Annotated in this window: 23 protein-coding genes and 1 pseudogene; 10 read left to right on the forward strand and 14 right to left on the reverse strand. The window is 74.5% G+C overall.

Annotated elements, in window-relative coordinates; all coding sequences use genetic code 11:
- Window positions 1-209: pseudogene (locus tag ACFY2K_RS28570) on the forward strand (hypothetical protein); the annotation flags it as partial.
- Window positions 210-299: 90 nt separating this feature from the next.
- Here ACFY2K_RS28570 and car read toward each other — a convergent pair.
- Complete coding sequence (car, locus tag ACFY2K_RS28575; RefSeq protein ID WP_387715202.1) at window positions 300-3,827, reverse strand: carboxylic acid reductase; 3,528 nt, start codon at window positions 3,825-3,827, stop codon at window positions 300-302.
- Window positions 3,828-3,906: 79 nt separating this feature from the next.
- On the reverse strand, window positions 3,907-4,617 hold the full coding sequence (locus ACFY2K_RS28580) for a FadR/GntR family transcriptional regulator (protein WP_387715205.1): 711 nt from the start codon (window positions 4,615-4,617) through the stop codon (window positions 3,907-3,909).
- Between the two features lie 87 nt (window positions 4,618-4,704).
- Here ACFY2K_RS28580 and ACFY2K_RS28585 point away from each other — a divergent pair, with 87 nt between their 5' ends.
- Window positions 4,705-5,028, forward strand: coding sequence for a MarR family transcriptional regulator (locus ACFY2K_RS28585; RefSeq protein WP_380522076.1), 324 nt, complete (start codon window positions 4,705-4,707; stop codon window positions 5,026-5,028).
- A 63-nt stretch (window positions 5,029-5,091) separates the two neighbouring features.
- Here ACFY2K_RS28585 and ACFY2K_RS28590 read toward each other — a convergent pair whose 3' ends face one another.
- The 4 genes from ACFY2K_RS28590 to ACFY2K_RS28605 form a co-directional block, all read right to left on the reverse strand.
- Entirely contained in the window at window positions 5,092-5,292 is a 201-nt protein-coding gene (locus ACFY2K_RS28590) for a hypothetical protein (RefSeq protein ID WP_380522078.1), read from the reverse strand.
- A gap of 125 nt (window positions 5,293-5,417) precedes the next feature.
- Entirely contained in the window at window positions 5,418-5,936 is a 519-nt protein-coding gene (locus tag ACFY2K_RS28595; RefSeq protein WP_387715209.1) for an ATP-binding protein, read from the reverse strand.
- 390 nt (window positions 5,937-6,326) lie between these two features.
- A complete protein-coding gene (locus ACFY2K_RS28600; protein ID WP_387715212.1) occupies window positions 6,327-6,791 on the reverse strand; it encodes an ATP-binding protein in 465 nt (154 codons plus the stop codon).
- A gap of 9 nt (window positions 6,792-6,800) precedes the next feature.
- Window positions 6,801-7,238, reverse strand: coding sequence for an STAS domain-containing protein (locus tag ACFY2K_RS28605; protein ID WP_387715215.1), 438 nt, complete (start codon window positions 7,236-7,238; stop codon window positions 6,801-6,803).
- 298 nt (window positions 7,239-7,536) lie between these two features.
- Here ACFY2K_RS28605 and ACFY2K_RS28610 point away from each other — a divergent pair, with 298 nt between their 5' ends.
- Window positions 7,537-7,710 carry a CsbD family protein gene (locus ACFY2K_RS28610; RefSeq protein WP_380522086.1) on the forward strand — a complete coding sequence of 58 codons (174 nt, stop codon included), beginning with the start codon at window positions 7,537-7,539 and terminating at the stop codon, window positions 7,708-7,710.
- 56 nt (window positions 7,711-7,766) lie between these two features.
- Here the strand turns inward: ACFY2K_RS28610 and ACFY2K_RS28615 are convergent, their stop codons facing one another.
- On the reverse strand, window positions 7,767-7,928 hold the full coding sequence (locus tag ACFY2K_RS28615; protein WP_380453000.1) for a YqaE/Pmp3 family membrane protein: 162 nt from the start codon (window positions 7,926-7,928) through the stop codon (window positions 7,767-7,769).
- 183 nt (window positions 7,929-8,111) lie between these two features.
- On the opposite strand from ACFY2K_RS28615, the gene ACFY2K_RS28620 reads away from it, so the two are divergent.
- The 5 genes from ACFY2K_RS28620 to ACFY2K_RS28640 all read left to right on the forward strand — a co-directional run bounded on the left by ACFY2K_RS28620 (window position 8,112) and on the right by ACFY2K_RS28640 (window position 10,789).
- Window positions 8,112-8,435: a plasmid stabilization protein gene (locus tag ACFY2K_RS28620; RefSeq protein ID WP_387715218.1), complete on the forward strand. Its 324-nt coding sequence runs from the start codon at window positions 8,112-8,114 to the stop codon at window positions 8,433-8,435.
- A gap of 103 nt (window positions 8,436-8,538) precedes the next feature.
- Entirely contained in the window at window positions 8,539-8,694 is a 156-nt protein-coding gene (locus ACFY2K_RS28625) for a hypothetical protein (RefSeq protein ID WP_380595078.1), read from the forward strand.
- Between the two features lie 209 nt (window positions 8,695-8,903).
- On the forward strand, window positions 8,904-9,248 hold the full coding sequence (locus tag ACFY2K_RS28630; RefSeq protein ID WP_380522092.1) for a hypothetical protein: 345 nt from the start codon (window positions 8,904-8,906) through the stop codon (window positions 9,246-9,248).
- A gap of 118 nt (window positions 9,249-9,366) precedes the next feature.
- Complete coding sequence (locus ACFY2K_RS28635; RefSeq protein ID WP_380522094.1) at window positions 9,367-9,852, forward strand: flavin reductase family protein; 486 nt, start codon at window positions 9,367-9,369, stop codon at window positions 9,850-9,852.
- A 283-nt stretch (window positions 9,853-10,135) separates the two neighbouring features.
- On the forward strand, window positions 10,136-10,789 hold the full coding sequence (locus tag ACFY2K_RS28640) for an HAD-IIIA family hydrolase (protein ID WP_387715222.1): 654 nt from the start codon (window positions 10,136-10,138) through the stop codon (window positions 10,787-10,789).
- A gap of 191 nt (window positions 10,790-10,980) precedes the next feature.
- On the opposite strand, the gene ACFY2K_RS28645 is transcribed toward ACFY2K_RS28640, so the two are convergent.
- The 4 genes from ACFY2K_RS28645 to ACFY2K_RS28660 form a co-directional block, all read right to left on the reverse strand.
- The gene (locus ACFY2K_RS28645; protein ID WP_380522098.1) at window positions 10,981-11,553 is read right to left on the reverse strand and encodes a type 1 glutamine amidotransferase domain-containing protein; all 573 of its coding nucleotides are present in this window, start codon (window positions 11,551-11,553) and stop codon (window positions 10,981-10,983) included.
- Between the two features lie 463 nt (window positions 11,554-12,016).
- A complete protein-coding gene (locus ACFY2K_RS28650; RefSeq protein WP_380522100.1) occupies window positions 12,017-12,439 on the reverse strand; it encodes a hypothetical protein in 423 nt (140 codons plus the stop codon).
- Between the two features lie 92 nt (window positions 12,440-12,531).
- Window positions 12,532-13,257 (reverse strand): GAF and ANTAR domain-containing protein, encoded by a 726-nt coding sequence (locus ACFY2K_RS28655; protein ID WP_387715226.1) that lies wholly within the window; start codon window positions 13,255-13,257, stop codon window positions 12,532-12,534.
- A gap of 59 nt (window positions 13,258-13,316) precedes the next feature.
- Window positions 13,317-14,048 (reverse strand): GAF domain-containing protein, encoded by a 732-nt coding sequence (locus tag ACFY2K_RS28660; RefSeq protein WP_380522104.1) that lies wholly within the window; start codon window positions 14,046-14,048, stop codon window positions 13,317-13,319.
- Between the two features lie 244 nt (window positions 14,049-14,292).
- Between ACFY2K_RS28660 and ACFY2K_RS28665 the strand changes: the two genes are divergently transcribed.
- A complete protein-coding gene (locus tag ACFY2K_RS28665) occupies window positions 14,293-15,210 on the forward strand; it encodes a Rieske 2Fe-2S domain-containing protein (RefSeq protein WP_380522106.1) in 918 nt (305 codons plus the stop codon).
- Between the two features lie 215 nt (window positions 15,211-15,425).
- Here ACFY2K_RS28665 and ACFY2K_RS28670 read toward each other — a convergent pair whose 3' ends face one another.
- From ACFY2K_RS28670 to ACFY2K_RS28680, 3 genes are all read right to left on the reverse strand, one after another.
- Window positions 15,426-15,683: a hypothetical protein gene (locus tag ACFY2K_RS28670; RefSeq protein WP_380522108.1), complete on the reverse strand. Its 258-nt coding sequence runs from the start codon at window positions 15,681-15,683 to the stop codon at window positions 15,426-15,428.
- A gap of 135 nt (window positions 15,684-15,818) precedes the next feature.
- On the reverse strand, window positions 15,819-18,308 hold the full coding sequence (locus ACFY2K_RS28675) for a SpoIIE family protein phosphatase (RefSeq protein WP_387715230.1): 2,490 nt from the start codon (window positions 18,306-18,308) through the stop codon (window positions 15,819-15,821).
- Window positions 18,301-18,624, reverse strand: coding sequence for an STAS domain-containing protein (locus ACFY2K_RS28680; RefSeq protein ID WP_380522114.1), 324 nt, complete (start codon window positions 18,622-18,624; stop codon window positions 18,301-18,303). The genes ACFY2K_RS28675 and ACFY2K_RS28680 overlap by 8 nt, the downstream gene beginning before the upstream one ends.
- Window positions 18,625-18,762: 138 nt before the next feature.
- On the opposite strand from ACFY2K_RS28680, the gene ACFY2K_RS28685 reads away from it, so the two are divergent.
- Window positions 18,763-19,794, forward strand: a complete 1,032-nt coding sequence (locus tag ACFY2K_RS28685) for a YihY/virulence factor BrkB family protein (RefSeq protein WP_387715233.1) — start codon at window positions 18,763-18,765, stop codon at window positions 19,792-19,794.
- Window positions 19,795-19,797 lie beyond the last annotated feature (3 nt).

A 19,797-nucleotide genomic window follows, 5' to 3' on the forward strand; every position in this document is an offset into this window, starting at 1 on the left:
TCGCCAAGGTGACCATCAGCTACGGCGACGACCCGACGCAGTACCCGGCCGTCATGGCGGACGGCGCGTTCGTCCACGCGGCCGCCGTCACCGCCAGCTCCGACCCGAAGGCCTTCCCCCCGGACGCCTACGTCCACGCCTTCAACGCGGACGGCAAGGAGATCTACAACCAGAAGACCCAGCCCAACACCGACGACTCCCGCCGGTAGGCGCCGTCGACCGGCCCTGCGGCGGCGAGCTCCCCGTACTCCCCGCCGCAGGGCCGGCGACGGCGGACCCTGCGGCGGTCACGGGCCGTGTCATATCAGGCGGTGCGCCCGGAGATCGGCCACGTACTTGGTGATCAGCTCCGGTGACAGGTGGGGGATGTCGTCGCCGTCGTCGAGGGCCGCGGCCCGTACGGCCGCGCGGAACCGGTCCGCCGGCAGGGCGGATCCGGCGAGTGGCTGTTCCGGCTCGGTGAAGGCGTGCAGCAGCGGGAGCAACGAATGCCGGCGCCGGCGGTCGGGCAGGCCGCGCAGGGCGGACTCGAAGCGGTCGATCCACTCGGCGTGGTCCTGGACGCGGGTCAGGGGATGTCCGGCTGCCAGCAGCCAGTCGACGACCGTGTCGAGTGAGATGCCGTCGTCGTGCGGGTTGACCACGTTGTACGTCCGGTAGCCCTCCCGTGCGTCGTCACCGAGCGAGGTGACGGCCCGCGCGGTGAAGTCCACCGGGAGCGCGTCGAAGTGCCCGCGCACGGCGCCGCTGCCCGGGGCGTAGAAGCTGCCGGGTGCGATGCCGGTCGCCAGCAGGCTCAGCACGAGGCGGGTGAAGACGTCCGGGACGTTGAGCTGACCGCGGTAGCGCGGGTGCGCGAGGATCATGTTCGAGCGGAAGACGGCGACCGGCAGACCGAAGGCCTCGTGCGCCTCGCGCAGCAGCACCTCGCCGGCCCATTTGCTGGCCGCGTAGCCGTCGGCGTAGCCACCGTCGAGCTCGCGTACCCCGCCGGCGGTCCGGATGTCCGCCGACTCGTCGGCGGCCGCCGCGTTCCCGAAGACGACGGCGACCGTCGACAGGTAGGTGAACTGCTTGATCCGGGAGGTGACCGCGAGCCTGATCAGTTCGGCCGTTCCCAGCACGTTGGGGCCGAACAGCTGGCCGTAGGACAGGACGTGGTTGACCAGTGCCGCCGGGTGGACGATCAGGTCCACGGTGTCGGCCAGCCGCTGCCAGGTCTCCTCGTCGAGCCCGAGGCCCGGTTCCCCGATGTCGCCGGCGACCACCTGGAGGTGCCGGGCGGCGGACTTCCGGTAGCGCTCCACGAGGTCCGGGTCGCCGCTGTCGAAGGCCGCGTCGAGCCGTGCCCGGGCCGCCTCGGCGGAGGAGCCGCGGACCACGCACACCAGCGTGCCGCCGCGCTCCGCCACTCGCTCCAGCCACTCCAGGCACAGGAATCGGCCCAGGTAGCCGCTGGCGCCGGTCAGCAGGACGGTCCGGGCCGCGGGCAGCGGGCCGGCCGGCCTCAGCCGTCCGGCCTGCTCGACGGTCCGCGCGTCGAGGAACGCGTCCAGCCGCAGCCGGGCCGCGTCGAGCCGCGTCGCGTCCGGGCCGAGGACACTGTCGACGGTGGGACGGCGGTGCTCCGCCGCGCGTGCCCGCTCGATGTGGTCGGCCACCCGTTGCAGCGAGTTGACCGGGTTGATGATCACGTCGACAGGGACGTCGACGTGGAAGGTCTCCTTCATCAGCTGGGAGAACGACAGCGCCGTGAGGCTGTCACCGCCGAGTTCGAGGAAGCGGGTGCCGGGCCCCACGACCCCGTCCGCCACCCCCAGGAGCGCCTGCGCGGCCCGGAGCACGGTCGCCGGCACCGGCTGGTCGGTGGCGGTCCGGCGCAGCGTCCGGAGTTCCTCGGCCTCCCGGTCGGACAGCCGGGTGTACAGCGCTTCGAGACGCTCGCCGTACCGTTGCGTCAGGGCCGGCCGCAACGGCTTGCGCACCCCGGAGAGCAGCCCGTTCTGCTGGGTGAACGGCTCGGTCTCGACGAGCAGGTCCCGTGGGATCTGGTAGGAGTTCAGCCCCGCCTCGGCGGCGAGCTGCTGCAGGGACGCCCGCAGGACCGGCCTCAGTCGCCGGACGTCCCCGTCGACGCGGTCGAGGGCGTCCTGCGTCGGCACGACCACCGCGAGCAGGTAGGCGCGGGCGCCGCTGCCGTACAGGAAGATCTGCCGGACGAGCGGGCTGCCGTCGTAGAGCGTCTCCAGGCGGGAGAGGGCGACGAATTCGCCCTGGGAGAGCTTGACGACGTTCGAGCGGCGGTCGACGTACCGCAGTTCGTCGGGGCCGACGCGGGCCATGATGTCGCCCGTGCGGTAGAAGCCGTCCTCGTCGAAGACCTCGGCGGTGGCGTCCGGACGCCGGAAGTACCCGGGGACGAGCCGGTCGGACCTGATCAGCAGCTCGCCCCTGGGGTACGGCGAGTCGGTGCCGAAGTACCCCAGTTCGGGTACGTCGACCAGCTTGTGGTCGGTCACCGGCGGGCGCTGCACCCGGCCGTCGAGGGAGATGATCCCGCCTTCCGTCGACCCGTAGCCGTCGAGCAGCCTGACGTGGAAGCAGTCCTCGATGAAGGCCGTCGTCCCCTCGCTCGGCGGGGCCGAGCCGCTGACGGCCCGCAGGAGGCGGCCGCCCATGACCTTCTCCCGCAGCTCCTCCTTCACCTGCTCGGCCGCATCACCACCGGTCCCGGCCCGGCGGGACGACTGCGCCCGGTAGTGCTGGAGCAGCAGGTCGCAGATGCGGGGCACCATGACGATCTCGGTGGGACGGACCAGGGAGAGGTCCTCCAGGAGGGTCGACAGGTCGTTGGACGCCGCGAAACAGGCCAGGCCCCCCTTGGCGAGCGTCCCGAACAGCACTCCCCTGCCGATCATGTGGCTCAACGGCAGGTAGTTGAGCGTGATGGCGGGCCGCGCCGCCCGGTCGGGCAGGAAGTCGACCCAGAACTGCCGGACCAGGCGCTCGGTGTACATGGCGCCCTTGGGGGTGCCGGTACTTCCCGAGGTGTAGATCAGCGCGCCCAGCGCGTCGGCCGCCGACCCGTCGGGAACCCGCCGGAGCGACGGCAGTGCCCTTCCCCGCCGGACGACCGACGCCAGCGGGTCCAGGGCCACTGCGCGGCCCAGCGCCGCGAGCCGGGCGGACGCGGACTCCAGCTTCTCCTGGTGGGCGGTGACCCCGGGCCGGTGGCCGATGACGACGATCCTGCCAAGCGAGGGGGCGTTCGCCGCGACGTCGAGCGCGACGTCCAGCTGGTCGACGTCCACCACGAGCAGGCGCGGTCCGGCCTGTTCGACGATGGGGGCCAGCTGCGCCGCCGGGGCACCCGACGGCAGGGGGACGGACACCGCGCCGGAGCGGACGCAGGCCAGGTCCGCCACGGTGTACTCGGCGCTCGCGGGCCCGAGGAGGGCGACGAAGTCGCCGGGGCCGAGCGCCTGTTCGGGGTGGTGGCGCCACTCGGCGGCCACCGCGCCGACCCGCTCCCAGAGTTCGCGGTAGGTGAGCGTGTCGAACCGCGGCAGAAGGCGCAGTGTCGTGCGGCCCGTCTCCGGGTCGGTGACCTGCTCGGTGGCACGTTCGCCCAGGGCGGGGCGGTCGGCGTACGCCTCCATCACGGTGGCCACGAGGTCGGCGAGCGGCAGGTCGGGGCGCCGGATCGCCTCGGTGACGGCGTCCAGGGGCGCGGCGTCGCGGAACTGGGCGTCGGTCGCGTACAGGTGGGTGCTTCGTCGGTCGGTACGGGCGTCGAGTTCGTCGGCGGGGAGGTGGGAACGGGACACGGATGATCTCCTTGGCAGCCGGGAGAGCCTGTTCAGGCGTGCGGTGCGGAGTGCCGGGGTACCGGGGTCGGCCGCGGGCTCACCGGCCCTCGGCCGCGCGTGCGTCGGCGGCCCCGTGGTCGTGGGCGAGCCGGACGATCGCGGCCGCGGCGCCACGAGCGCCGCCCGCGTCCCGGGCCTCGATCGCGTCGACGAGCCGCCGGTGCAGGCCGGCGTGCTCCTCGGCGTGGGCCGTGTCCCAGGACAGGCCCCCCAGGTGCGAGGTGAGCGCCGTGCCGAGGTGGTCGTACACCTCGATCAGCAGATCGTTCCCGCTCGCCCGGACGACGGACCGGTGGAAGAGCGCGTCGACGTCGGTGGCCGCGGCCGCGTCCTCGCCGGCGACGGCCGCTTCGGCGTCGGCCAGCAGCTCCCGCAGCTGCCGCACCTGCTCCTCACTGCGGCGCAGGGCCGCGGCGCCCGAGGCGTACTCCTCCAGGACGGTCCGCAACTCCAGCACGTCGTCCCGCTTCGCGGAGCCCGCCCGCCGCACCATGACCGACTGGAGCTCGCTGGAGGAGCGGACGTAGGTGCCGTCACCTGCCCTGGGTTCCAGCAGGCCGAGGTGTACCAGGGCACCGATCGCCTCCCGCAGTGTGCTGCGTCCGACCCCGAGCTCCTCCATGAGGACCTGCTCCGGCGGGATCCGCGTCCCGACCGGCCAGCCCCCTGCCTCGATGTGCGAGCGGAGGCTCGCCACGAGCTGGGCGGAGAGGCTGGCCGTTCGCCGTGGTGCGCTGATGGGTTTCATGGAAGCACAATATACAAACATCAGACATTTGAACATCGTCCTCGGACCTGCCTGCTGACGCGTCAACCGCTGCACGCATGCGCCGTTGTGTCTCGGCAGCCGGGAAACCACGCCCGCGTCCTGGTCCAGACCGCCCGCGACCCCGGCATCCGCGTGCGCGACATCGCCTCCTGCCGCCTGCTCACCGAACGCGCCGTCCAGCGCATCATCACCGACCTGGAACAGGCCGGGTACCTCAGCCACGAACGCCAGGGCCGCGCCAACCACTACCGCGTCACCGCGAGCAAGCAGCTGCGTCACCCCGCCGATGCGGGCCCGACGGTCTCCGAACTCCTCGCCACGCTCCTGCGCTCGACCGCCGACGGACACCGGGACCCGGCGCCCACCGCGCTGGAGTCACCCCGGCCCTGACGGACCTGAGGCCTTGCCCTGCGCTCCTGCCGCCGGGCAGCTGGTCCTGGCTGTCGCGGGCGGTCAGGGTGCCCGGGTGCCGGCCGCCGGCGGTGCGCTCGCCCGACCGCGCTCGGCCTCGTTGCGCTCCTCGTGCTCCCTGGCCTCCTTGGCCTCCTCCTGCTCCTTGGCCTCCTCCGCTTTCGCCCGGACGTCCGCCGGCGTCGGCGCCGTGATGTTCCGCTGTTCCGCGGACCGCTCCCGCGTCTGCTCGTCGTTCGACATGGTTCATCTCCTCCTCTGCACGGTTCCCCCCTCGACCCGGCGTCTCCCCGGGCGGCCGGGACACAAACCGGGGGCGCAGGCGTCCGAAAGGCACTGTCCTCCTCGCCGACACGCGCACCTCGGCGTCACCCGGCGGGCAGCCGCAGCTCGCACCAGACCGTCTTGCCCGGCCCCGTCGGGAGCCACCCCCAGCGGAGTGAGAGCCGGTCCAGCAGGAACAGCCCGAGGCCGCCCTGGTCGCCCGCCCGGTGCGTTGACCGGGGCGATGGCGGCCACGGGCTGGCGTCACTGACCTCGATCCGCAGCCGCCCACCGGCGCGGATCAGGAGCAGCGCCCGCGATCCGCCGGTGTGCCGTAGGGCGTTGCCGACGAGCTCCGAGACCAGCAGGACGGCATCGGCCACCGCCCTCGGATCGGCGGTGTCGGCGAGGAAGTCACCGGTGAAGGCGCGGGCCTCGGCAGCGGTGCCCGGTTCTCCTGGGCATCGGGTGAGTGCCAGGTAACGCCGACGGGTCTGCGGCTCGCCCGGCGGGGCTTCTTCCCCCAGGACCTGTGCCCGGCTGCGTCCAGCGAGGCCCCGGAGACACCCGGGTCGGTGTCGGCGAACGGCCGGTCGTGCTCGGCCATCGCATGACTGCCCCACCCGACATACGACTTTCCAGTCATGTTTAGCCCGGTTTACTACCTTTTGCGCGGGTAGACGCCTGGGCGGTGCACCGGCCGCCCATTCGACGACGAACGGGCGCGGGCCGGCACACGCGCTCGCTCACCGAGCGTGTCCACTCCTTCCGACGAGGGCGAAGCCATGACGATTCCGACGCCGCCGGATCCGGACACCGAACCGATCCCGCATCCCGCTCCGGTGCCCCGACCGGGCGAGGACCCCGACCCGCCGTCACCGCCGATCCCGCCGTTCCCGCGGCCCGAGCCGTACCCGGACCCCGATCCGGCACCGCCGCCGGTACCGCACCCCGGCCGGTAGCACGGGCCGACGGCGTCGGAGGACCGGGGTCGTCATCGGAGACCGGGGTCGTCAGAGGGGGCGGCGGACGTGGCGGTCGAGCGGGGAGCGCACCTCCAGCCAGACCTGCTTCCCACCGTCCTCGGGCACACATCCCCAGGCCCCGGCCAGCCGGTCGACGACCCGCAGCCCGTGACCGCCCGGCCGCCCCGGCTCGGCGGCGGGCCGCAGCTGCGGGGGCACCGGACTGGCGTCCGTGACCTCCACCCGCAGCCGGGCCCCGTCCCAGTGCAGCCGCAGTTCGCGCGGGCCTCCCGGCGCGTGCAGGCAGGCGTTGGTCACCAGCTCCGAGACCATCAGCAGGACGTCCTCGGTGACGGCCGACTGCTCGTCGTCGGCGGCGGGCAGCCAGCGCCAGGACCGCAACGCGTCCCGGCTGAACTCACGGCTGCGCCGCACCGCGCCGTCGACCCCGCTGAACGCCATCCGTCTGGTGCGCTCGCGGCCCGGTGACGGACCCTGCCCGGGGAGGACCATCACGTCCCCTCACACCGGACCGGTCGGCGGAGCAGTGCCGGGCGCCTCCGGCGGGTCCGGCAGGTCCGCCGATCCGAGCGCCGACCGGACGTCCGGGTGGATCCGCAGCACGCTGTCGGCTCCCGTGATCGCGAACAGCCGCGCCACCATCGGGCGCAATCCCGCGAGTTCCAGGCGCAGCCCGGCCTCCTCCCGCTCGATGCGGGCACGCAACAGGAGGTTGAGCCCGGTCGAATCACAGAACCGCAGGTCCGCCAGGTCGACCACGACCCGGTCGATGCCGTCGCCCACCGGGCGGGCGAGCACGGCACGCAGTTCACCCGCCGTGTCGTGGTCCAGTTCCCCCGCCACGCCGACGACGAGGACCGCCCCCCGGCGGTCCACCGTCACCCGCAGCTCACCCCCGTCCCCCTCGGCCGTGGTGGAATCCTCGGCTGGCCGTGGCATGGCACGCTCCCTGACCGGTCGGGACGGCGATGTGCCGTCCCGCCCATCATGCCGCGCACCACGGTCGGCCGCGCGAACGACCGGGGCCCACGGGGTCGCCCCCGGTGTGACCTGGAGTACCGCCCGCTCGTCGTCCATGCCCCGCGTCTGCCCGACCCCCTCACGGCTACACGCACCGACGGGCAGGAGGCCGAGGCGCTCAGCACGGCACGCCGGGGTGCTCCGGGTGTGAAACCGGTCCGCCCGGGCAGACGCAGCGCGGGGCGCACCCCGCCCCCGTACGAGAGGAGCGCACACGATGGGTACCGAGAACAAGCTGCGCAACGCGGCGGAGAAGGCCCACGGCAAGGCCAAGGAAGCCGTCGGCAAGGCCACGGGCGACCGCACCGTCGAGGCCGAGGGCCGCGGCAAGCAGATCAAGAGCGACCTCAAGCAGGCCGTCGAGAAGGTCAAGGACGCCGGGAAGCACTGACCCCGACACCCGGCACCCGGCGGCCGCCCCGCGCGGCCGCCGGCCCGGTGCCGCGGTCAGTCCTGAACGACCTGGTAGATGCCGTAGACGACACCGGGCACATGGCCGCAGAGCTGGAGCAGGAACGCCCACAGCACCTTCATGCTCGGGCCGTCCTTGATGAGCACCGCCAGCCACGGCAGCACCAGGCACAGGAGCACGAGCAGAACCTTCACCATGATCTTTCCTCGCTTCCCGTCCGCCGGTGCGAACGCGTATCGGAGCGGCTGCCCACCCCCCGCAGCGGCAAACTGCGGCCGTCGGCCCCGATGGGGCCGACGCGGCGACCGCAGCACTCACCGCACGCGTGGGATCGCAGGCCAGGGGTACGCGCCGGGGCACCGCACACCGGAGGAGGAACCATGCCTGCGGGTTCGAACAAGAAGCGTGAACGCCAGTACGAGCACATCAAGGACAGCGCGCTGGAGCGCGGGGAGAGCCGGAAGCGGGCCGAGGAGATCGCGGCCCGGACCGTGAACAAGGAACGGGCCCGGCACGGCGAGTCGAAGACGGCCAGCCGCTCCTCCCTCCACGACATCTCGTCCTCCCGGCGCGGTGGACTGCGTTCGCACTCCGGCTCCCAGGGGCCGACGAAGGAGCAGCTGTACAACGAGGCCAGGCAGCGCAACATCCACGGCCGTTCGACGATGAACAAGAAGGAACTGGCCAGCGCCCTGGGCCACTGACCGGTCCTCAGGAACCGGCGGAGCGGTCGGCGCCGAGAGGCGTCGGCCGCCGAGATCTGTTCACCCGGCCCGGCAGGCGGTGTTGCTCCGCCACCGGCCGACCGTGGTCGGAGCGTCGGCAGACCCGGCGCTGGCGGAGTGCCAGGCCGCCTCGGTCCGTCTGCGCGAAGCCCTGGCTGCGGGCACGGACGGCGCGGGCGTCCTCGGCGCCTACCAGGCGCTGGCGTGGCTGTGCGGCCACCACGACGACCGTCCCTGACCGCTGCCGCTTCGCTTTCGGAAAGGTGCCGACATCGTACCCAGCTCGAACAGCCCACTCCGGTGGAGGAGCCCTCGTTCCCGACCTGCTCCTCCGGTGGGCTTGGGGTCCGACGGCGTGAAGGACACCGGCAGCTCTGGCCACCGGCGAGCGGGAGCGCTCGAGCCGCCCGGGAGGCAGCTGAGGGCCGACGCACATAGGTTGCTCGCATGACAACAGACGAGGCGACGATCCCCGCGGTGGGGGCGCGTGGCCTGGACGAGGTATTCGAAGTGACCAAGGCGGCCAACCGGCACCCCTCGCCCCGCACCGATTTCGAGCACGGAGTGCTGGCGTCCTACCAGTGGGCCACCGGTGTCCAGACCGAAGCCCCCGTGACCGAATTCGCGTCGCCCGGGACCGGGGGGCCTTGCCGTGAGCAGCTCTTCGCCGAATGCCGCAGCACCGCCGTGAGACTGCGCGCCGCCCTGAACGACGGTGCCGACGCCGGCTACGCCCTCGGCGCCTACCAGGCACTGGCCTGGCTCTGCGGCCACCACGACGACCATCCGTGACCCGGCAGGGTCCCTGCGGCGACGCGCACGCAGGCACGTGGCGCTGCGTCCCACGGACGGCGGACCGGCTTCACCAAACGCGGCCATGGCCCGGGAATCCGCAGGAAGGAGCAGAGGCGTGGGTCAATTCGAGGCGTTCAGCGCCCTGTTGGACTATTCGGTCTATGTCGTCACCGCGGCGGTCGGTGAGGATCGCGCGGGGTGCCTGGTCGGCTTCGCCGGCCAGAACTCGCTGCACCCACCGCGTTTCACCGTGTGGATCTCCAAGGCGAACCGTACCTACGCCGTCGCGTCACGGTCACGGGTGCTGGTGGTCCACTTGCTCCCCGCACACCGCCACGACCTCGCCGAGCTCTTCGGTGCTCGCACCGGTGACCGGATCGACAAGTTCGCGGCCACCGCGTGGGAGCCCGGTCCGGGCGGAGTCCCGGTCCTGACCGGCGCCATGGCCTGGTTCGCCGGCCACGTCCTCGACCGGGCCGACTGGGGCGACCACGTGGGATTCCTCCTCGCCCCGTTCGACACCACGACCACGTCGCACTCCAGCGGTGGGCCGCTGACCTTGCACGACGTGAAGGACATCAACGCCGGACACCCGGCGTAACCGGGCAGACCGCCTGGGGTGAGGTGGGACGGGGCGGGCTGGTGACGACTCCCCGAACAGCTCTCGGCGGCGGGAAAACCGGCTCTTCCCCACCCTGCGGCTCCGTGCTCCGGCCCCGGAGCTGCGCCGCTGCTCGCGGCGCGTGCGCCAAGCCGCCTCGGCGGCTCCAACCGGGCCGGTCCGGGGACCTCCGCCCGGCACGGGCATTCCCTGACCGGCGAGCATGGCCGGCACGCCGCCCGTGGGCCGTTTGACGCCGGGCACGGCGGCAACCCGCAGGAGTATGACGTACCTAGGAGAAACCGTACCGACCGTCCCGCAGCCCCGTTCGGCCGGCGACCGGCCGGACGGCGCGGACGGCACCGGCCCGTGGTTGTACAGCCGCAGCGGCCCCTCCGGGGCTGACGGACCGACTGGTGCCGTGCTGTTCGGCCGGGACGGCACCCTCCTCCAGGATGTGTCCTGCAACGGCGATCCCGCCCTCGTCCTCCCCATGGCGGGCGTACGAGGCGCCCTGACGGCCCTACGCGGGGCGGGCCTCGCCATCGGCGTGCTGACCAACCAGCCGGGCGTCGCCCGTGGCCTGATCGGACGCGCGGAGGTCGAGGCCGTCCAGGCTCGTGCCGAGCTACTTCTCGGCCCCTTCGACGTGTGGGCGGTCTGCCCCCACGGCAGGCACGACGGCTGCTCGTGCCACATGCCCTCGCCCGCTCTGGTCTCCGCCAGCTGCCGGGCCCTCGGTCTGCCGCCCGCCCGGGTGACGGTGATCGGCTCCGGCGACGCCGTGATCGCCGCTGCCCTGGATGCCGGCGCCCGCGCGATCCGCGTCCCCGAGGCCGCGGCACGGATCACGGTGCCCTGCCCGCCCTGCACGCTGACCGTCTGCCGGGCCGCCGCCGGCCCGGTCCAGGCCGCCGACCTCCTGCTGCACCGCTGAACACCCCACCGCCGGAGCGTGGGGAACGCGCGATGAGCATCACCCCCGGAGGCTCCGAGCCCCGGAACCCAGGTCCCCCGGCCTCGGAGCGACACCCCACCGACGTCGAGAAGTCCGTGCACCGGTTGCCCTGCCGCTGAGCCCATGAGCCCCGCAGGCCCGGTGGCCCCACCCGGCGCCGACCGGGAGCGTCAGCCCCGATCGGCGGCCGCGGCCCGCACCTTGAGCGCCGCGTCGATCCCCCGCACGAACTGGTCGAGGTCGTCCGGCGTGCGGGAGGTGATGAGACGCCAGCCGTTCGTGTCGTCCGTGACGAGCGCGGCGTCCGTCCAGTCGGCGCCGGCGTTGGCGAGGTCGGTGCGCAGCGACGGGTAGGAGGTGAGCTCCTTTCCGTACACCACGCCGGCCTCGACCAGCACCCACGGACCGTGGCAGATCGCGGCGACCGGGCGGCCGGAGGTGGTGAAGGCGAGGACGAGGTCGACGGCTTTCCGGTGCGTCCGGAGGGCGTCAGCGTTGAGGGTGCCGCCCGGGACGAGGAGCAGGTCGTAGGCGTCCGCGTCCACGTCGTCGAGGGTGTGCGTCGGTTCCACCGTCTCGCCGCGCTTCTCGTCCCCGACGAGGGTGCGGATGTCGTCCCGGCTCGGGGCGGCGATGTCGACGTGGACGCCGTCGTCACGCAGGTGCCGTACCGGGACGAGGAGTTCGTCCTGTTCGACACCGTGGTTGGTCACGATCGCGAGGACCTTGGTGTGGTTGTTCACGGCTGCCTCCTGTGGCCTCTTCCGGGCCCGGGCCGTCGTCGCCCGGGCCCCCGGACCGCTGCGGGTACCCGGTCTCCGGGCCCCCACCCGGGATTCGCCGGGCCAGGTTCGGGTAGCCGCGCGGCAGCGGCGAACCCCGGCGTCCGCCCCGAGGACCAGGAGGAAGCGGTGAGTGTGAGACGAAGCTCGTGGGCCATAGCGATGCGCGGCCGGCACGGACACGAACGCACGGATCCCGACGGAGCGAGGCCGTTCCCGCCCTCCGTCGTCCGTCCGCACTCCAGGGGGTCCGCCACGGTCGCGGACGCACCGGCGGTCGACCGCCGGAACCCGGACGTTCCGCAGGGGCCGGCCCCGGAACCGGAGCCGCCGGCCGCCGACGCCGTCGCACCGTGAGGCCGACCCCGCCCACCACCGGAGCCCCGGGGGCTCCGCCGTGCCGCCGCGTCTCCCTGTCGTGCCGTCAGTCCTCGCCGGGGTCGCCGTAGCGGGCCCGCCACTCGCGCGCCCTGGCGTTGTGCCACTCGACGCCCTGGGCGGCCTGCTGGATCGAAAGACCGCTGAGCTCGGCGACCGTGCTGAGCGGGACGGGCTCGCCGTCGCACTCTGCGAGCGCGCGGCAGACCTTGCCGGCCCACAGCTCCTCCGGCACGAACGGGCGCTTGCGGTACTGCGCGATCAGATCAGCCAGGTGGTTGACGGTGCAGGCGGTCAGCGCCCGTTTGCCGTCCAGGCTCTGGTCGCTGACGTGCAGCGCGGAGGAATCCGGCACGAGCACGCCGAGCAGGTCGCCCTCGTCGACGGCCCGGCCGCAGAGGTCGCAGAGGTCGAGTGTTCCGGGGATGCCGTCGGACTGGTCGTCCGCTGGGGGGCCGATGTCCTCCATGCGGCGCGCCTACCCGCCGGGTCACAAACCAACCACCTGCCCGAGCAGCGGGGGACGTCGCACCCGGTGACGCCGCAGAACGGTCGCAGCGGTCAGTCGGTGAGCACGGCGGCAGGGTCGATCCGCCCCTCCACGAGGGCGCGGGCCGCGTCGGCGACGCCGGTGCCGCTGCGGCGGGCGTGGTCCCGGAGCGCGTCGAAGGCGCCGTCCATGTCGAGGCCGCCGGCCTCCGCGAGGACGCCCTTGGCCCGCTCGATGGCAGTGCGGTCCGCCGGCGAGGCGCTGATCTCCTCGGCGGCGGTCTGCTCCCGCCCGTAGCGGCGCTGGAGCAGCGCGATCACGGCCAGGTCGGCCAGCGGCTTCAGAACGTCCGGGCCGTCCTCGCCGGGCTCGATCCCGGGGTGGACGTCGAAGACGTTGAGCGCGCCGACGACCCTGCCGTCCAGGCGCAGCGGCACCGCGCGAACCGAGCGGAACCCGAGGTCGAGGGCGCGCGGCACGAAGCGGGGCCAGCGGGCCCCGGCCCGGTCGAGGTCCCGGACGACGACCTGTTCGCCGGTGCGGTGGCAGTCCAGGCAGGGCCCCTCGCCGATGGCGATCTGCAGGGCCTCCAGGCGGCGGACCCGGTCGTTGGAGTAGGCGATGTCGCGCAGCTCGCCACGGCGGTCCGCGACGACGAGACCGGTGCCCGCCGTCCCGCTGAGCGCCGTGCACACTTCGGTGAGCCGGTGCAGGAACTCGACGGTGTCGTAGCCGGGACCGATCAGCGATTCGGTGAGCCCGGCGAACGCCTCGTTCACGCGGGCCTCGCGCGTCATGACCGCCTCCACTTCCCTTCGGGGCCAGGCTACGCCCGCGCCGGGCCGTCGGTCATCCGTCATCGGTCCTCCTCGGTGAACCGCAGCCGTCGCTCCACGACGTCGTGCGCAACCTCGTCGATCTCGCGGTCGTGGGCGAAGGCGTGGGCGCGTAGCCGGTCGAGGACCTCCTCGGCAGGTGCCCCCAGCTGCACCATGATCATGCCGACCGCCTGGTCCACCTCGACGCCGTTCAGCGGCGGGTCGTCGAGCCACGGCTGGACGGGCACCTCGCCCGAGGGCGTCATGAAGGAGCCGACGATGGCGAGGGTCACGCTGGTGGCGGCGACCTGGATGTCGGCGACCTCACCGGCCGCCGGGAGCCCGGGGGTGGCGCGGTACAGGCTGAGCACGCCGATGCCGGAGGACCCGAGGTGGAGCGGCGAGGCGTAGACGCTGCGAAGGCCCCGGTGGTCGACGACGGCGGTCGAGGCGAGGTCCGTCACCAGGACCGGCCAGCGCACCTCCGCCCGTGCGAGCAGGTCGGCGACGGCCACCGGCCGACGGCTGCGGAAGGCGTCCACGCCGGGGCCCTCGCCAAGGCTGAACTGCCGCTCCTCCAGGTGGCGGGCCCGGCCGTCGCTGGCCCAGACGCCGGCCCGATGGCCGGTGTCGGCCATGAGGGTGATCGAGGCGGCCTCCACGGACAGGGCGTCGACACATGCCGCGCAGAGGCGTTCGGGCAGAGAGGGGCGGCCCGGGCCGTTGACGGCCTCGGCCATGATCTGCGCGATCCGCGTCAGATCGGCCATTTCCGCGCCTCGTTCTCCTCGCCTGCGGCCGACCCGGGCCCTCCGGCTGCCGTCCCGGTCGTCATGGTCGTCCTGGTCGTCGGGTTCTCCCGCACCACGGCGGCTCGCGCCGCGGCATGATCACCGAAGTACAGGTGTCCGGGCCGTCACCACGGGACCACCATCCGTTGCGCGTCTACCCGGATCGGTCCGGCGCACACCCGGGAACGGGTTTCGGCTGCCACGCCCCGGCAAGCCGCCCGGTATGAACGCTCCCCTGAATCCCTCAGCCCTGCTGAACTCCTCATCCCTGCGCGCGGACCGGTGGGCCCGCCGGCTGCGGCGGGCGCTCGACGCGCCGTCGCACTGGGAGGTCCTCGACCGCCCGGCCGGGCCGATCGCCGATGCTGTGGAGGCCCTCCCGCTCGGCCCGTACCGCGACGCGCTGCACGGCGTCTGGCTCGGGCACCCGCTGCACCCGGTGCTGGTCCAGGTGCCGATCGGCTGCTGGACGTCCGCCGCGCTGCTGGACTTCCTCCCGGGTGCCCGGCGCCCGGCCGACGCCATGGTCACCGTCGGGCTGCTGGGCGCCGCCCCGGCCGCGCTGGCCGGCTGGGTGGACTGGGCCCGGCTGGACGCGCCACGCCGCCGCACCGGTCTGGTGCACGCGCTCGCCAACACCGTCGGCGTGCTGCTGTACGCGGGCTCGCTGTCGGCCCGCTGCCGGGGCCGCCGCGCCCGCGGGCGGCTGCTCGGGCTGGCAGGCCTCTGTGCCGTCACGGCCGGCGGCACGCTCGGCGGTCACCTGGCGTACGCGCAGGCCGCCGGACCCGACCGGACCGCCGCCGTGCCCCGGCTGGCGCCCGCGGACTGGGTCGGACTCGGGCCATTGAACGACTTCCCGCCGGGCGAGCCCGTCCGCAGGACGGCGGGCGGGGTGCCCGTGGTCGTGGTCCGGGTGGGCGAGCGCTGCCACGTGCTCGCGGAGCGCTGCTCCCACCTCTCCGGCCCGCTCGCCGAAGGCACGGTGGCCGACGGCTGCCTGCGCTGCCCGTGGCACGGCAGCGAGTTCCGCCTCCGGGACGGCCAGGTCGCCGCCGGCCCGGCCACCGCGCCGCAACCGGTGTTCGAGACCCGGGTGCTGTCCGGGCACCTGGAGGTGCGGCTGCCGGGAGCCGGCTGACCCGTTGATGGAGCTGACGGCTGACCGGCCGTCACCGTTCCGCACCCCGATCAGGGGCTGTCGCCGGGCGATCGAGCAGTCGGATCGAGAGGTCGGAGGATCCATGGCCGACGTCGTCTCTCACCTCGCGGCACACGCCGCCCGGCCGGTGCACCGTGCCGACCGTTCCGGCGCACGGCCGAGCGACAGTGGCTCGCGATGCGCCACCGGAGCGACTACCGGGAACCGCCCGCCCGGCTCTGCCGGCAAGGGGCCGGCCGCTCACCGGGCCCCTGCACGGCGCAGGCGCGCAGCACCGCGCAGGCGAGGGCGAGGGCGAGGGCCCAGCAGCCGGTCACCGTCAGCGCGAGAGGCGCGGCCGTGGTCCGGAGGCCGGCCGCGAGCAGGCCCAGGGAGAGCAGCCCGAGCGCCAGGACCGTCCGGGTCCGTGCACCCCGGGTGGCCTCCAGGGCCCGGCTGCGCAGCCCGAACACGATTCGACGCCCCAGGGCACCGCGCCGCCGCCCACGCCAAGCCGCTGCCCGCCGCTGCCGTCCGTCCATGACGTCCTGCCTCCTCGCACGCCCGTCCCCCGGTCCGCCGGTCCGGGTTCCCCGTCGGGGCGCGGACTAACGCACGACCTCGTGTCGCGCTCGGAGGCGGACGGCGAGGAGGCAACTGTCGTCCGCGGGGTTGGGGCCGCCCAGCCGGTCCGCGAGGTGGTCGAGCAGCCCGACGAGGTCGGCGGCGGGGTACTCCTCGGCGGCGCGCAGCAGGCGGTCGGGGCGGCCGGTGTCGGCGTCCCGGCGGTTCAGCAGGCCGTCCGTCCAGAGCAGGACGGTGTCGCCGGGGTCCAGCGGCTGGACGGTGTCGCGGTAGCGGCTCTCGAGCAGCGCTCCGAGGACCGTGCCGGTGGGCCCGGCGGCCGGCGCGGCGGCCCCGCCCCGGAGCAGGGCGGGCGGCGCGTGCCCGGCGGCGCTCCAGGTGAGCGTGCGGGCGGCCGGGTCGAGCAGGGCGCACAGCACGCTGGCGATCCGGCGGCCGCCCCGGTGGCAGAGCAGCACGTTGAGGCGGTCGAGCGACCGGGCTGGGCTGGCGCCGACGATGCAGAGCCCGCGCAGCGCGTACCGCAGCTCGGACATGCCGACGGCGGCGGCCAGGCCGTGGCCGCTGACGTCGCCGACCGCGAGCAGCACCGGACCGCCGGGTAGGGCGGTGAGGTCGTACCAGTCGCCGCCCACCCGGCGGTGGTCGCCGGCCGGCAGGTAGCGGGCGGCGTGGTCCAGGCCCGCGAGCGGCGGGTCCGGCTCGTCCGGCGCTCCCATCAGGGCGTTCTGCAGGGCCTGGGTGGTGCGGTGCTCGGCCGCGGCCCGGCGCTGCTGCTCCGCGAGCCTCGTCCGCACTCCGAGCAGGACCTGCTCGGTACGGTGCCGCTCGGTCACGTCCTGGAGGACGCCCCGCACGGCGCACACCCGCCCGGTGGCCGGGTCGACGACCGCCTCCGCAGCGATCCGGACCGTCCGCGCCCCCGGCCCGGGCGGCCCGACCGCGACGTCCACGGCGGGCGGCCGCTGCCCGCCCAGCAGCAGCCGCACCAACGCCCCGACGGCGGCCCGGTCGGACGGCCGGACCCGGGCCAGCGCCTCGGCCGCGCCGACCGGGCCCGGCCGCCCGGGGTCGAGGCCCAGCAGCAACCGGGCCTCCGGCGAGAGCGACGGGCCCGGCTCCCCGGGCGACCACGCGAAGCTGCCGACGCCGGCCAACCGCTGGGCGTCGCCGGCTCCCGCCGCAGGCTCGGCGGCGCCGTCCGCGGCGCGCCAGGTGAGCAGCAGCCCGTCGAGGAACGGCACCGCCCGCAGGGTGAGCGGCTCCCCCGGACCGGTGGGGCCGTCCGCCCTGGCCGGGTCGTCGGCGCCCGCGCGGTCGTACGTCCTCGTGAAGTCCTCGGTCCGGCCCTCGTACCGGGCGCCGGTGCCGGCCGCGTCCAGGATCCGCGCGAAGGGCCCGGCCGCGACCAGCCCGGGGAACACCTCGGTCAGGCGCCGGCCGATCATCGGGGCGGAGCCGGCCGCGGCGTTCGCGTACCTGATGCGCAGGTCGGTGACGGCCCCCTCGCTGCCGCCCTCCCGGACCACCGACAGCACCAGGACCGGCTCGAACATCGCGTCCAGCACGCCGCGGAACCAGTACTCCCCGCCCGGCACCACCAAGCCCGGCTCGCCGCCCCCGGCCGCGGCGACCCGCAGCAGGTGCCCCGCCGCCAGGCCGGCCAGCGCGTCGAGGTAGCGGGTGGCCGCCCGGGCCCGCTCGGGCGGGCCGTCCCAGCCGAGGCTCATCGCCCCGACGATCCGGTCCCCGCTGCGCAGCGGCACCGCGCAGGCCGTCCGCCCGGGGACGATCCGGCCGGTCTCGGGGGCTCGTCCTCCGGTGTCCTGCGCGTCGAACTCCCAGACCAGGCCGCCGCCGTGGGCGGCGGTGGCCAGCGGCACGCCGGTCTCCGGCGGGATCCGCCGCCACTGGCTGACCCGGCGCGGCTCCACTCCGTGGCTGCCGAGTAGCGTCAGGGCGCCGTCCGGCTCCAGCAGGCCGAGGACGACGGCGACGACGCCGAGCGGTGCCAGCGCCACCTCGTGCAGCAGCCGGGCCAGTTCCTCCGGGGTCTCCGCCGCGGCCAGTGCCGAGACGGCCAGGTGGTAGCGGGCGGCCAGGCCGGGTACCGGGGCCGGGCGGAGGGCGCCGGGCGCCGCCGGGACGGGCCCGGCGGCGGGCTCGACGGGTGCGGGCGGATGCCGCACCGGGCGGACGAACTCCTCGACGGCCTCCTGGAGCGCCGTGTCCGCGGCGAGGTCCGTGATGGGTGCCGCGAGGCCGACCAGCCCGGCGGCGATGTCCGCGACCCGCCGGTTGGTGTCCTGGGAGAGCCGTACCAGGTGGCCGAAGGCCTCGTCCGGCGTGCAGCCCAGTCGCTCGGTGAGCATGCCCTTGGCCTGCTCGATCACGCCCCGGGTGCGCATCGCGCGGCGCAGCCCCTCGGCCTCCGCGCGCAGCCGGTCCACCGCCTCGCGCAGCACAGTGGTCTCGTCGGCCCGGGCGGTCACGGAGGCGCGCCGGTCAGCCACAGGCCGCCGCCACGTCCGGGTAGAGCGGCAGCACCGCCGACACCCCGCTCAGTTCCACGACGTCCCGCACCCGCGGCGCGGCGCCCGCCAGCCGGAGCCCTCCCCCGCCCTCCCGCACCCGCCGGGCGGCGCCGAGCAGGGCGTTGAGGCCGCTGGAGTCGACGAAGCCGACCGCGGCCAGGTCCACGACCAGCCGGGGCGCACCGCCGTCGACCAGCACGTCGAAGAGCCTCCGCAGCTCGGGGGCCGCGAAGTCGTCGAGATCACCGCTGAGCGGAACGACCTTCCAGCCGTTGACCTCGGGAAAGTCCTTCATCCGGATCACCCTCACCACGTGGGCCCCCCTCCAGGCTAGGACCTGAGGAGCCGCTTGGAGCCGGCCCGGGCGGGCAGACGCACCCTCGCGGGCCCGATCCGTGGCGGGTCCGCGCACCGCCGCGCGGAGGAGGACGGCATGAACCCGGTCGAACGCGGGCTGCGCTCGGTGGACGGCTTCCAGCAGCGCCACCGGCCCACCGCCCTGGTCGTCGGCGTGGTCAGGAAGTACGGCGACGACCGCGGCGGGCTGCTCGCCGCGCTGATCAGCTACTACGGCTTCCTCGCCCTGATCCCGCTGCTGCTCCTGCTGAGCACCGTCCTGGGCTTCGTCCTGCACGGCAACCCCGGCGCGCAGAGGTCCGTCCTCGACTCCGCGCTCGCCGACTTCCCGATCATCGGGGACCAGCTCCGCCAGAACGTCCACTCGCTGCGGGGCAGCGGCTTCGCCCTCGCCGTCGGCATGCTGTTCCTGCTCTACGGCGCGCTGGGCGTCGCCCAGGTGCTCCAGCACGCGATGGCCGAGATCTGGAACGTCCCGGGGGTGCGCCGCCCCGGCTACTGGCCGCGGCTGGCCCGCAGCCTGCTGCTCCTGGTGGTGCTCGGCGCCGGCCTGGTACTCGGCACGGGGGCCGCCTCGGTCGTCGCCTCCTCGCTCGGCGGGCCCGCCGCCCGGGTGGGCGGACTGCTCGTCTCCGCGCTGCTGAACGCCGCCCTGTGCCTGGTCTGCTTCCGGGTGCTCACCCCGCGCGGGATCCCGACCCGCGCGCTCCGGCCCGGCTGCGCGATCGCGGGCCCGCTGTTCACCGTCCTCCAGGCCTTCGGCTCCCTGCTCGTCGTGCACGAGCTGCGCCACGCCGGCCAGGTGTACGGCTTCTTCGCCACCGTGATCGGCCTGCTGTCCTGGCTCTACCTGGCCGCGCAGATCACCGTGTACGCCGCCGAGACGAATGTCGTCCTGGCCCGCCGACTGTGGCCGCGCAGCCTGCTCCAGCCGCCGCTCACCGACGCCGACGAACAGGTGCTCGGCGCGATCGCCCGGCAGGAGGAGCGGCGCCCCGAACAACGGGTCGACGTGGAGTTCACCGACCACGCCTCGGAGCAGAACGGCGCCCGCAGTGCGGAAGGTCGTGGCGGTGAGCCCGCCGGACGAGGTGAGCCCTCCGGATGATCC

This window comes from Kitasatospora sp. NPDC001309 (genome assembly GCF_042896295.1).
Classification (GTDB): domain Bacteria; phylum Actinomycetota; class Actinomycetes; order Streptomycetales; family Streptomycetaceae; genus Kitasatospora.